Source organism: Pseudomonas sp. ASL4 (assembly GCF_056680395.1).
Genome location: NZ_CM155280.1, coordinates 2,122,774 through 2,135,702 on the forward strand (window position 1 = coordinate 2,122,774; position 12,929 = coordinate 2,135,702).

The 12,929-nt window shown below is 59.7% G+C and carries 9 protein-coding genes and 1 pseudogene; 4 read left to right on the plus strand and 6 right to left on the minus strand.

All coding sequences use genetic code 11. From position 1 onward, the window contains the following. Positions 1-30: 30 nt before the first annotated feature. From AC1MEW_RS09615 to AC1MEW_RS09635, 5 genes are read right to left on the minus strand one after another with little or no spacing between them, the layout of a single operon-like run. Positions 31-1,437 (minus strand): ATP-binding protein, encoded by a 1,407-nt coding sequence (locus tag AC1MEW_RS09615; protein ID WP_201256385.1) that lies wholly within the window; start codon positions 1,435-1,437, stop codon positions 31-33. Further along, the gene (locus AC1MEW_RS09620) at positions 1,434-3,245 is read right to left on the minus strand and encodes a DAHL domain-containing protein (RefSeq protein ID WP_480426165.1); all 1,812 of its coding nucleotides are present in this window, start codon (positions 3,243-3,245) and stop codon (positions 1,434-1,436) included. The genes AC1MEW_RS09615 and AC1MEW_RS09620 overlap by 4 nt, the downstream gene beginning before the upstream one ends. After that, entirely contained in the window at positions 3,242-4,201 is a 960-nt protein-coding gene (locus AC1MEW_RS09625) for a cytochrome-c peroxidase (protein ID WP_480426166.1), read from the minus strand. The genes AC1MEW_RS09620 and AC1MEW_RS09625 overlap by 4 nt, the downstream gene beginning before the upstream one ends. Before the next feature lie 44 nt (positions 4,202-4,245). Further along, entirely contained in the window at positions 4,246-6,120 is a 1,875-nt protein-coding gene (locus AC1MEW_RS09630) for an EAL domain-containing response regulator (protein ID WP_201256388.1), read from the minus strand. Next, entirely contained in the window at positions 6,117-8,417 is a 2,301-nt protein-coding gene (locus AC1MEW_RS09635) for a putative bifunctional diguanylate cyclase/phosphodiesterase (protein ID WP_480426167.1), read from the minus strand. The genes AC1MEW_RS09630 and AC1MEW_RS09635 overlap by 4 nt, the downstream gene beginning before the upstream one ends. A 266-nt stretch (positions 8,418-8,683) precedes the next feature. On the opposite strand from AC1MEW_RS09635, the pseudogene nosR reads away from it, so the two are divergent. The 4 genes and pseudogenes from nosR to AC1MEW_RS09655 form a co-directional block, all read left to right on the plus strand. Next, positions 8,684-10,030: pseudogene (gene nosR, locus AC1MEW_RS09640) on the plus strand (response regulator c-di-GMP phosphodiesterase, NosR family); the annotation flags it as partial. 240 nt (positions 10,031-10,270) lie between these two features. Further along, positions 10,271-10,705, plus strand: a complete 435-nt coding sequence (locus AC1MEW_RS09645; protein WP_201256391.1) for an NUDIX hydrolase — start codon at positions 10,271-10,273, stop codon at positions 10,703-10,705. 26 nt (positions 10,706-10,731) lie between these two features. Next, on the plus strand, positions 10,732-11,370 hold the full coding sequence (locus tag AC1MEW_RS09650; protein WP_480426168.1) for a LysE family translocator: 639 nt from the start codon (positions 10,732-10,734) through the stop codon (positions 11,368-11,370). 2 nt (positions 11,371-11,372) lie between these two features. After that, a complete protein-coding gene (locus tag AC1MEW_RS09655) occupies positions 11,373-11,870 on the plus strand; it encodes a GNAT family N-acetyltransferase (protein WP_201206357.1) in 498 nt (165 codons plus the stop codon). 133 nt (positions 11,871-12,003) lie between these two features. Here AC1MEW_RS09655 and metR read toward each other — a convergent pair whose 3' ends face one another. Further along, positions 12,004-12,921: a transcriptional regulator MetR gene (metR, locus tag AC1MEW_RS09660; RefSeq protein ID WP_123515140.1), complete on the minus strand. Its 918-nt coding sequence runs from the start codon at positions 12,919-12,921 to the stop codon at positions 12,004-12,006. Positions 12,922-12,929: the final 8 nt, after the last annotated feature.

The window sequence follows — 12,929 nt, forward strand, 5'->3', positions numbered from 1 at the left end:
TGATTTATGTTTCCCACATTTAATCGGGGTTCAGGCAGCGGCTTTGGTTTGGTGCACCGGCAACTCGACTCTGAAGGTTGTGCCAGCGCCGACTTCACTGCGCACCGAAATATCCCCGTGATGTTTTTTCACGATCCCGTACGACAGTGACAACCCAAGCCCGGTGCCTTGGCCAATCGGTTTGGTGGTGAAAAACGGGTCGAATATCTTCTGCAAGCACTGCGGCTCAATGCCAGACCCGGTATCGGCAACTTCAATCCAGACGGTTTCCCCCTCAAGCCCGGTACGCAGGGTGATGACTCCGCGTTCCGGCCCGATAGCCTGCGAGGCGTTGACGATCAGGTTCATGATCACCTGGTTGATTTGCGACGGCAGGCACTCGATCTCCGGCAGCACCTGATACTCCTTCACCACATCGGCCTTGTACTTGAGTTCGTTGGCGACGATGTTCAGGGTCGATTCGATGCCTTGTTGCAGATTGGCCCACTGCCATTCCTGGCTGGAATCCACCCGGGAGAAATCCTTCAGGTCCTTGACGATCTGCCCGACCCGGCTGATGCCGTCCTTTGACTCTTTGATCAGCAGCGGAATGTCCTCACGCAGGAACTCCAGCTCGACGCGTTCGCGCAGCACATTAAGCCGCTCGATCACCTCGGGTGAAGTAATCGACGCTTCGGCTCCTCGATACGCATCGAGCATTTCCTGCAGTTGTTTGAAGTAGCCGTCCAGACAGCCGAGGTTGGAAGAAATGAAACCGATAGGGTTGTTGATTTCATGGGCGACACCGGCGGCCAGTTGCCCCAGCGAAGCGAGTTTTTCCGATTGCACCAGTTGCGATTCAAGCTGTTTGCGTTCGTCGATTTCCCGTTGCAGTTCCACGCTGGCCTCTTTGAACTGCCGGGTCCGGCGCTCAACCATCTGCCCCAAATGGTCCATCTGCACGCTGGCCCGCTCGGTCATGTCCCATTTGGTCAGCAGGGTATTGGCCATCTGCTGGACTTCAATATTGTCGAACGGTTTTTTCAGGATCAGTAGCCGGTCATGGGCCTGCAAACGGTCCAGCAGTTCATCCCACGAATAATCAGAGTAGGCGGTACACACCACCACTTGCAGGCGCGGGTCTTCCTGCCACAGGTATTCGATGGTTTGTGCACCGTCCCAGCCGTCGGGCATGCGCATGTCGACGAAGGCCATGGCGTAGGGACGGTTTTCCTTCAGGGCGAATTTAAGCTTGCCCAGGCCTTCCTGGCCGCCGAACGCCGAGTCCAGTTCGAACAATGCGCTGGCGGATTTCGCTGCGGCGCCGAACAGTGCGGCCTCCATCTCATCCAGTTCCACGTGTTGCACCGGGTTCGGGGTGAGGATCTTGCGAAAGTCCACGTGGATGGACGGTGTGTCATCGATCAACAAAATGCGTCGATTCGAAGGTTCGCTCATGCGTCACCTGCTACGGTTTTCAGGGGGATCTGCAAGGTGAACTGTGCGCCTTTGCCCGGCCCGTCGCTGTGGGCGGTCAAGTGTCCGTTCATCTCGATGGCGGCCAGGGCGCAGCTGTGCAGGCCGAAGCCGTGGCCTTCCTTGCGGGTGGTAAAACCGTGGGCGAAGATCCGTGTCATGTTCTCCTCCGGGATCCCTTCACCGTCGTCCTTGACGCTGACTTGCAGGGTGGCGTCGTCGACGATTTTCACCCCCAGGGTCATCTGGCGCGGGCGGTTGCTCAGGTCGGACATCGCGTATTTGGCGTTGCTGATCAGGTTGATCAGAATCAGCAGCAGCCGATGCTTGTCGCCCATCACCCGCGGCACTTCGCTGTACTCCTTGACCACCGTGACATGGTGCCGGGTCAGGGCGCCGGAGTTCATGCGCAGGGCGTCCTCCAGCAGTTCGCTGATGTGCAGCGGCTCCATCAGGCTGTTGGCGCCTGCGTAGGACTGCTGGGTGGCGACGATGTCCTTGATGTGGTCCACGCTTTTGGTCAGTTGCGCCAACTCGTCGGTCATGCCCTGTTGTTCGAGGGCAATGGCGTCCACCAGTTGATTAAGGTAACCGGGCAGCAATTTACCCTTTGCATCCTCGGTTAGAAAACTGCCCAGGTCCGTCGGGTGCTCGTTGATCAATTGCATCGCCTTGCTCAGCCCCAAGGCCTTGCTGCTGCGCAGTTTGCGGGTGACCAGATCGGCGGAGATGTTCACGCTGTTGAGCACGTTGCCGACGTTGTGCAGCACGTTGGTGGCGATCTCGGCCATGCCGGCCTGGCGCGCGGTGTCGAGCAGTTCGCTCTGGGTATCCTTGAGTTCCTGGGTGCGTTCTTCGACGCGTATCTCCAGCTCTTCGTTGGCGGTTTGCAGGGCTTTGTTGACGCGATTGATCTCGGTGAAGCTGCGCATCAAGCGAATCGCCAGGTACACCAGCACCAGCACCAGCAACGTCGAGAACACCAGCATGTATAAGTGATAGCGCTGATAAACCGCGTCGGCCTGTTGCTGATCCTTGTTCAACAGGCCGGTGATGTCGTCCAGGCGTTCGGCCACGGGAACGGCTTCAATGTTGTCCAGCAGCCGGTTGACGATCGGTTGTTCGCGCAGGATCAGTGCGATGTGGTTGCTCAAAATGTCGATCGGCTCGTGGAACGGCTCCGGCAGCCGCGTTTTGTTCACCCCCAGTTTGTTCAGGCCTACCAGAATGTCGGCGGCCCTGTCGTCAGAGGTGACCTGGGCAAATTCCAGGCTGCTGAGCAGCAGGTCATAGGTGTCGGTGGCGATGTTCTGCAGTTGCAGTTTGTCGCCATCCACCAGTTCGGCCAGGGGTTGCTGGATGTCGTCCTCGGCAGTGGGCAAAAACGCCAGGGAGTTGCGCAGCACCGCGTTGTGGGATTTGAACTGTTCCACCAGCCGGGTCTTTTCCTGGATGGCGGCCAGGTAGGCGTCATGGCTGGTTTTCCACATGGCCGCGTCATTGCGCCCGTGGCCCGACTCCATGCTGTCGAACCGCTCCCACAGTTCTGTCATCTCGGTCAGCGGTGTGACCAGCGGATCGTAGTTGTGATAGATGGTGATCCGGGCCTTGAGAATCTCGGTTTCCCATTGCGCGTTGAGCTGTTTCATCCGGCCGATCAAATCCCGGGAATCGGTGTAAGTCGAGGTCTGGTCGGAGCTGGATTTGAGGTACAGGAACAACAGGATTGAGGCCAGGGCCAGCGCCACAAAACTCAGCAAGGCCATGCTGCGACGTCGCGACATTTTCATAGCGGCTTGCCCTCCCATTCACCGGTCAGGGTCTTGAGGAACAGGATGATCAGTGCCTTGTCATCGGCCGAAGGCACACGGCCGAGCTGGTACTTGAACATCACATCCACCGCCTCTTCGAGGGTTTTCGCCGAGGCGTCGTGGAAGTACGGTGCGGTCACGGCGACGTTACGCAAACTCGGGACCTTGAACACGTTGCGGTCCTCTTCATCCTTGGTCACCAGGTATCGTCCCAGGTCGGACTCGGTGAGGTTGCCCCGGGCCTGGAAGTAATCGCCCATGACCCCGAATTTCTGGAACATGTTGCCGCCGATGTTCACCCCTTGATGACAGGAAATGCAGCCGTAATCCTTGAAGCGCAGATAACCGTACTTTTCGTCGAGGGTGAGAATGTCGGTGTTGCCCAGCAGGTATTGATCAAAGCGCGAGTTGGCGCTGAGCAGCGTGCGCTCGTAGCTGGCCAGGGCGTTTTGCACATTGCCCATGGTCACGCCGTCCGGGTAGGCATTGGCGAACGCGGTTTTATAGGTCGGGTCGGTGGCCAGCGTCTGCACCACGTGCTCCCAGTTGCTGCCCATTTCGCTGGGGCTCTGCACCACTTCGTGGACCTGGGTTTCCAGGGTGTCGGCCCGGCCATTCCAGAACTGACGGAAGTTCAGGGTGGCGTTGAACACCGAGGGGGTGTTCATGGCGACCGGTTGGCCGTTGAAACCGATGGAAAACGGTTTGTTGTCGGCGCCGCCGGTTTCCAGACGATGGCAGCTGGCGCAGGACAGGCTGCCATTGACCGACAAGCGCGGCTCATTGAACAACTGCCGGCCGAGTTCGACCCGCAGCGGATTTTGCTGTGGCGCGGCGGGTAACGGTTTGAGCGGTTCGTCCAGCGGAGCGCCGGTGGCGGTCAGGGAGATCGCCAACAATAAAATCGCAAGCAAGTGGGCACGATAGGGCGACATCGGTTATTTCCTTGGCGGTTGGCCTGTGTGTCGTGGCGCGTCGCTTATGTCTGGGCAGATGGAAGTGGTTTCACTGACATCAAATAATGTGCAAACGCATCCGGTGCCACAGCTTTGCTGAAGTAATAGCCCTGGCCTTCCTCGCAGTGGTGAGCCTTGAGGAAATCCAGCTGTTCGAGGGTCTCCACGCCTTCAGCGATAACGGTCAGTTTGAGGCTCTTGCCCAGGCTGATGATGGCGTTGACGAGGGCGGCATCACTGCTGTCGCGGCTCAAGCCGCGAATGAACGACTGGTCGATTTTCAGCACGTCGATGGGAAACCGTCGCAGGTAGCTCAGGCTGGAATAACCGGTACCGAAGTCATCGATGGCCAGTCGCACGCCCAAGGCCTTGATCCGGTTCAGGGCGGTCACGGTGGCGTCGATGTTCTGCATCAACACCCCTTCAGTGATTTCCAGCTCCAGCAGCGTCGGATCCATACCGGTCTGCTTCAGTATCTGTTCGATGACATCGACAAAGTCGCGCTGCCGGAAGTCGATGGCCGACACGTTCACCGAGATGCAGATTTTCGGCAGCCCGGCCTCTTGCCAGATACACGCCTGCCGACAGGCCTGGGCCATCACCCATTTGGTCAGCGGCACAATCAAGCCGCTGTCTTCGGCCACGGCGATGAAATCCGATGGGTAGACCCAGCCTTGCCCGGGTTTTTTCCAGCGGATCAGCGCTTCGGCGCCGACCACCTGGCCACTGCTCAGGTCCATTTTTGGTTGGTAATGCAGCACAAATTCATTGCGTTCCAGGGCCAGGCGAATGCCCGATTCAATGCTCTGTTGTTCCCGGGCACGCTGGTTCATTTCGTCAATGAAAAAGCTGAAATCGTTCGGGCCGTTTTCCTTGACGTTGCGCATCGCGGTTTCGGCTTTCTTGATCAGCACGATGGCGTCCAGGCCATCCTCGGGGTAAATGCTGATCCCCAGGCTGGCGGTGACGCTCAGGTCGTGGCCGGCGATATGCTGGGGAGTACGGATGGCATTCAAGAGTTTTTCGGCGATGCCCTTGGTCTGCTGTGGATGGCGAACGTCCGCCAGGATCACCACGAACTCATCGGAGCCGTAGCGAAACACCGAGTCGGACTCGCGCACGCTCGCCACCAGGCTCTGCCCGACCCGTTTGAGCATCTCGTCACCGGCCGGATGCCCCAGGGCATTGTTGATGCGCTTGAAACGGTCCAGCCCGAGAAACATCACCGCCAGTTGTCTGTCATGGCGCCGGGACAAGGCCAGGGACTGGTTCAAACGGTCACCGAGCAAGGTGCTGTTGGGCAACTCGGTGAGGACGTCGTACTGCAATAAGTGCGAGACCTTGAGCAGTTCGTGCACCCGGGCCTCGATGGTCTGTTCCAGGCTCAGCACTTTATTCGCGGCGTCCTGGGCCATCTGCCATTTCCAGGTCATGGCGCTGGCCATCTGACGGATTTCCAGGCTGTCGAAAGGCTTTTTCAGCACCAGCAACTGGTCGCCGAATTCGAGCCGCTCGGCCATGGCCTCCCAGCTGTAGTCCGAATAAGCGGTGCACAGCGCGATTTGCAGGTGCGGGTCGGCTTTCCACAGTTGTTCGATGGTTTCCAGCCCGTCCCAGCCCGGCGGCATGCGCATGTCGGTGAACGCCAAGGCATACGGGCGACCTTCGGAGCGGGCGCGCTTGACCAGTTCCAGGGCTTCCTGGCCCTGGTAAGCGGAATCGAGCTCAAAGGTCAGCCGGTCGGGCGGCAGGGTGCCGAACAGCGCTTCCTCAGTACCGGCCAGGTCTTGTTCCCCTTCGGCGTCGGGGTCGAGGATTTTGCGGAAGTCATGATGAATCGACGGCGTGTCGTCGATGATCAGGATGCGCCGGTTGGTCCGAACGAAAGGCGACTTCATCCGTTTTCCTCCGTGGAACGCCGGGGATCGTCCTGGGTGCGGTCGCTGTCAGTGCCCGAGGGCACGATGCTGCCGGCCTTCAGCAGCTCGGCGGCCTGTTGGCTGCTGACCGCTTTGCTGAAGAAGTAGCCCTGAGCGTTCATCGGTGAACCGGTGGCCATCAGCGAACTGCGTTGCTCCTGGGTTTCGACGCCCTCGGCGATGATGCCGATCCCTACCTCACGGGCAAAATTGATGATGGCCCGCAAGGTGTTCGCGCTGGCCGGGTCCTGAGCGGCAGTGTCGATAAACGCCTGGGCAAGTTTCAGGTGATTGACCTGGTAGGTCTTGAGGTAATCGAACGAGGAATATTCGGTGCCGAAGTCGTCGATGGCGATCTTCACCCCCAGCTCCCGCAGCCGTGGCAGCACATCGTTGTGGGTCCACTTGGTCTGGGCCAGGGTCGCTTCAGTGACATCGAAGCGCAGGTCCCACGGGCACAGTTCCCAGCGCGCAGTGGTGCGCAGCACGTCATAGATCAGTTCCGGCCCGCTCTTGAGCTGGGCCAGGGACAGCTTGATCGCGATCACCGGGGGCGCCATGCCTTCGTCGCGCCACTGGCGCATCTGTCGGCAGGCTTGATCCAGCACCCAGTGGCCAAGGGCGACGATAGTCCCGGTTTTTTCGGCGGCCGGCAGGAACGCCGGGCCTTCGAGAATCCCGCGGGTGGGATGGTTCCAGGTGACCTGGGCTTCCATGCCGAGGATCTTGCCGGTGCTCAGGTCCACTTCCGGCCAGTAATGCAGTTCGAGTTCTTCGTGTTCGATGGCGGTTTTCAGTTCGCTGGCGATGGTCATGCGCTCGACCACTTCCTGATTGATCTCCTCGGAATGGAAGTGGTACTGGTTGCGACCCTGCTCCTTGGAGCGATAGAGCGCCATGTCGGCTTGGGTCAACAGGCTGTCGGCGCTGAGGATTTCCGCGGTGCAACTGCTGATGCCGATGCTGACCGAGGCCCGGACATCGTTGCCGGCCAAGGAGTAGGGCTGCATCAGCGCATCGCGGACCTTCACCGCCAGCGCCGCAGACTGGGTCGGGTCGCTGACATCGAGTTGCAGGATGGCGAACTCGTCACCACCGAGCCGGGCGACCACGTCGTTTTCGCGCACACAGGCCTTGATCCGCCGGGCCACCTCTTGCAGCAACAAGTCGCCCACCGGATGGCCGAGGGTGTCGTTGATGCGCTTGAAGTGATCCAGGTCCAGGTAAAAAATCGCGAAGGCGGCCGCCCCTCGACGCGCCGCCGCGAATGCCTGATGCAGCCGTTCGATCAGGGTCGCGCGATTGGCCAGCCCGGTCAGCCCGTCGGTGCGGGCCAGCAGGGCGATTTTTTCTTCGGCCAGTCGGCGTTCAGTAATGTCGAGGATGATGCCTTCGACTTCCAGTAACCGACCTTCAGCGTCGCGCACCGGGATATAGCGGTTTTCGACCCAGCGCCAGGCACCGTCGCCAGTGCGCATGCGAAATTCGATGGAGGCGCCCTCGGCATGGCGGTCCAGCACCCGTGCCATGGCGGTGTCGACCTTCGGCAGGTCGTCGGGGTGAATCAGCTCTTTGGACCAATTGGCCGACGCCACCAGTTTGGCCGCGATGTGACCGTACTTGGTGATGTTGTGCGAGATGTACATCAACGGAAACGATGGCTCGCCGCGCAGCCGATACAGGATCGTCGGGCTGTTTTGCACGATGATGTTGGCGTCGGACAGCTCCAGAGTGCGTTCTTCGACCGCTTGTTCGAGCAGCGACATTTTCAGCGCGGCGTCTTCGGTCATCTGCCATTTTGCGGTGAGCGCACTGGCCATCTGACGGATTTCGATGGCATCGAAGGGCTTTTTCAGGATCAGCAGGCGATCGCCCAGTTCCAGGCGTTCGTCGATGTCTTCCCAGGAATAGTCGGAATACGCTGTGCACAGCGCCACTTGCAGCTTGGGGTCGACTTGCCACAGCCGTTCGATGGTTTCCAGGCCGTCCCAGCCCGGTGGCATGCGCATGTCGATGAACGCCATGGCGTAGGGCAGGTCGTTGGCCAGTGCGTTTTCGACCATGTACAGGGCTTCAAGGCCTTGAAACGCGGAATCGAGCACAAAGCTTTGCAACGTGATGGCAGCCGTTGATCCGAAAAGCGCTCTTTCGGTACTGTCCAGATCGTCGTCCTCGATTGACTGAGGGCTGAGGATCTTTTCGAAATCCCTATGGATCGTGGCGGTATCGTCAACGATGAGAATTCGCCGGTTGACCCGTGCAAGTAGCGTACTCATAGGGAGACGCCTGGGCCGACAGCGGTTCGAAACGGTCTGTTCATAGGGGCATCCTTTCCCTGATCACCTGGCCGAACGGTTACAGATTTGTGGATCCGAGTTCGCTGAGCATAGTCCCCTTACCCGGAGTTCGCTTGTGTGTATCAGGGAAATGAAATACCGAGAGTTCCTGAAAATCATCTAGCCTGTAGGTCAGGCTCCGGCAAGAGTGGATGTTTGTCGCCGCCTGACATAACGCAAGACCCTGTTTCACTCGAGGTGACGCCATGGAAGAGCAACTCCCTACGAATTTGACCGATAAACCCAAGGTGTTGCTGGTCGACGACGAAGAATCAATCCTCAACAGCCTGCGTCGGCTGTTGCGCGGCCAACCCTACGAGGTGCTGCTGGCCACCAGCGGTGCCCAGGCGCTGGAGATCATGGCGCAACACAGCATCAATCTGGTGATGACCGATGCGCGCATGCCCAACATGGATGGCGCCACCTTGCTGGCGCACATCCATCAGATTTACCCGACGACTACGCGTATCTTGCTCACGGGTTACGCGGACCTGCCGACGATCATCAAGGCCATTAATGACGGGCAGATTCACCGCTACATCAGCAAGCCCTGGAACGACGAGGAAATGCTCCTGACCCTGCGCCAGGCCCTGGACCATCAGCATTCCGAGCGCGAACGTGTGCGCCTGGTGCAACTGACCCGGCAACAGAACGATCAGTTGAAAACCCTCAATTCCACCCTGGAAAAACATGTCGCGGCGCGCACTTGCGAGTTGCAACAGACCGCCGACATGCTCGACCTGGCCTATGAAGAGCTCAAACACAGCTATGTCACGGGCACCGAGGTGTTCTCGCTGCTGGCTAACTTGCGCCTGCCGCCGGCCAAGCAGACCAACCGCCAGATCATCGAACTGGTGCGGGTGTACTGCAAACTCCATGGGCTGGACGAAGGCACCAGCCGCGACCTGACCATGGCTGCCGCGCTCTACAACATCGGCAAGCTGAGCTGGACCGACAGCATGATGATCACGCCGTCGGACATGCTCCATCACATTGACCGCGACCGTTATCGCGAGTACCCGAAGCAGAGCGAGTCGCTGCTGATGACCCTCGACCCGATGAAGGATGCCGCCCGTCTGATCCTGCACCACCAGGAGCGCTGGGACGGCAGCGGGTTCCCTGACCGACTCAAGGGGGAGGCGATTCCGTTCGGTTCGCGGTTATTGAAACTGGCGGTGGATTTCATTGAATTGCAGCGCGGGTTGATCCTTGAACGGCAGATGAACAGCGACGAAGCGCTGGTGTATATCCGCAGCTATACCGGGCGTCTCTACGATCCCGAACTGGTGGAGGATTTCATCCACGTCTGCGCCGCGTACCTGAGCGATGTGACGTTAGCCGACCCTTCGGTCAAAGTGCTGAATACGCGGGATCTGGCGGCGGGGATGATCCTGGCGCGCAACCTCAACGCCGACAACGGCATGTTGCTGCTCAATGCCGGCAAGGTGCTGAATGCACCGCTGGTGGACAAATTGATCGCCTTCGAAACCATGGAAGGCGCCAAATACAGCGTCTTCGTAAAAGTGCCGGAGGAAGTCGAAGCCCTGTTGGAGCGCGCTATTTCGTATACGCGAGGCATTGCTGTAATGCCCGACAATGAACCTGTGGCCAGACGGCTGTTGTGGCGAGGGAGCTTGCTCCCGCTGGACTGCGCAGCAGTCCCCAGCTTTTCAGGGCCGCTTCGCAGCCCAGCGGGAGCAAGCTCCCTCGCCACAGGCAAGCCCCCTCGCCACAGGTAATCTCCCTCATCACAGGTTATTCTTGCGCCTTTTAACCAAGGCCAACCCCCATCCATGACCCTTTCAGTCGCTGCCTCGCCACGCATCATCCGTATCGCTGCGGCCCTGTTGATCGGTTCCGATGGCCGCACGTTGCTTGTGCGCAAACGCGACACCGAGGCGTTCATGCAGCCGGGCGGCAAGATCGAAGCCCATGAGCAACCGGCCCACGCCCTGGCCCGGGAGCTGGAAGAAGAGTTGGGCCTGGTCGTCGACCCGGCGCAGGCCACCTATCTGGGACAGTTTTCGGCACCGGCCGCCAACGAGCCGGGTTTTGTCGTGCAGGCCGAGTTGTTCTTGCTACGCATCGATTCAGACGTCTCGCCGGCGGCAGAGATCGAAGAGGTACGCTGGATCGATCCGGCTACCGACGGCAACCTTACGCTGGCGCCATTGACACGGGACGTGATCCTGCCGTTTTATCGAGCCTCGTTGACCACGATCGCCTGATCAAAACAGGACCAAAGGGCTGCCCCATGATCCCGCTCCAAGACTTGCTGATTTTCACCGCCGCTGCATTGCTGATGGTCCTGACGCCGGGGCCGAACATGATCTACCTGATCTCCCGTTCGATCTGCCAGGGGCGCAAGGCCGGCGTCACCTCATTGCTTGGCGTGGTGGCGGGGTTCTTCGTTCATTTGTTCGCTGCCGCGGCCGGTTTGACCGCGGTGTTTCTGGCCGTGCCAATGGCCTATGAAGTACTGAAATGGGCCGGCGCCCTATATCTGGTGTGGCTGGCCTGGCAGGCAGTTAAGCCCGGTGCTCGCTCGCCGTTCGAGGCCCAGCAATTGCCGCCGGATTCGTCGCGCAAACTGATCACCATGGGCTTTCTCACCAGCGCCCTGAATCCGAAGATCGCGGTGTTTTACCTGTCGGTGTTCCCGCAGTTCATCAGCCCGGAACATGGCTCGGTGTTTACCCAAAGCATTATTCTTGGCCTGACCCAGATCAGCGTGAGTTTCTGCGTGAACCTGCTGATTGCATTGTTCGCCGCCGGGATCGCCTCGTGGTTCGTCAAGAACCCGACCTGGCTCGCGGTGCAGCGTTATTTCATGGGGTTTGTGCTGTCGGCACTGGCCGTGCGGCTGATGTTTGAACAACGTAAGGCGGCTTGACCATGTGGATCGAACGACTGGATGCCAGCCATGCCCTGAACTATCGGGCGTTGATGCTTGAAGCCTACGACCTGCATCCGCAAGCGTTCACTTCCAGCGTACGCGAGCGCGCCACGATGCCGTTGAGCTGGTGGGAATCGCGGTTGACCAGCAAACTCGACGCGGTGTTTGGCGCGTTCGAGGATAGCCAGTTGGCCGGCATCGTCGGCCTGGCCTTCGAACCCCGGGAAAAGGCCCGGCACAAGGCGACGTTGTTTGGCATGTACGTGTCTGGCACAGTCCGCCAGCGCGGGCTCGGCTTTCAACTGGTGCAGGCGGCGTTGGCTGAAGCGCAAAACCATCCGGGCCTGAGGCTGATCCAGTTGACCGTTACCGCTGGCAACGAAGCCGCGTTCAAGTTGTATCAACGCTGCGGCTTCATCCAGTACGGTTTAGAACCGTTGGCGGTGCGGGTGGGCGAGGAGTACTTCGACAAGATCCATATGTGGCGAGAAGTCTGACACCCCGACAATCCCCTGTGGGAGCGGGCTTGCTCGCGAATGCGGTCTAACATTCAACATTGATGTTGGCTGACACACCGCTTTCGCGAGCAAGCCCGCTCCAATATTTGATCGCATTTCAGGTCGATAACGATTAGCGAACCGCGCTAACCCCATCCAGCGTCGAGAATGACGTGTCCTTTGCCGTCAGCAAAAAATCGCGCATATACGGCGCGTCCAGCATGTCGGCGCGAATCCCGGCGTACAACGTCGCAAACAACCCTTTCTCGCCCAGCCGCTTGGCCTTCACGTAACCCCGTGAGCTGTATTCATGCAGCGCCCAATGCGGCATGCCGCACACGCCGCGACCGCTGGCCACCAGTTGCATCATCATCACCGTCAGTTCCGAGGTCCGGACCTGTGCCGGTTCGACGTCCGCCGGTTCCAGAAACCGCGTGAAGATGTCCAGCCGATCCCGCTCAACCGGGTAAGTGATCAAGGTTTCCGTGAGCAAATCTTCCGGCACGATATAAGCCTTGTTCGCCAACCGGTGCTGATTGGCCACCGCGAGCATTGCTTCATAGGTGAACAACGGCACATAGGTGATCCCGGCCAGTTCCAGCGGATCGGAGGTCACCACCAGATCCAGATCGCCACGGGCCAGGGCCGGCAGCGGGGCGAAGGAGAAGCCCGAGGCCAGGTCCAGTTCGACTTCCGGCCAGGCATCGCGGAACTGGTCGATGGTCGGCATCAGCCACTGGAAGCAACTGTGGCACTCGATCGCCATGTGCAGGCGCCCGGCGGTGCCGCCGGCCAGTCGCGCGATGTCGCGCTCGGCGCCACGCAGCAGCGGCAGGGTCGCGTCGGCCAGTTGCAGCAGGCGCAAACCGGCGCTGGTGAAACGCACCGGTTTGGTCTTGCGCACGAACAACGGCATGCCCATACGCTCCTCCAGTTCCTTGAACTGGTGAGACAGGGCCGACTGGGTCAGGTGCAGGCGATCAGCCGCATCCACCAGGCTATCGGCTTCGCGCAAGGCGTGCAGGGTCTTCAGGTGACGGATTTCAAGCACCGGGGGCT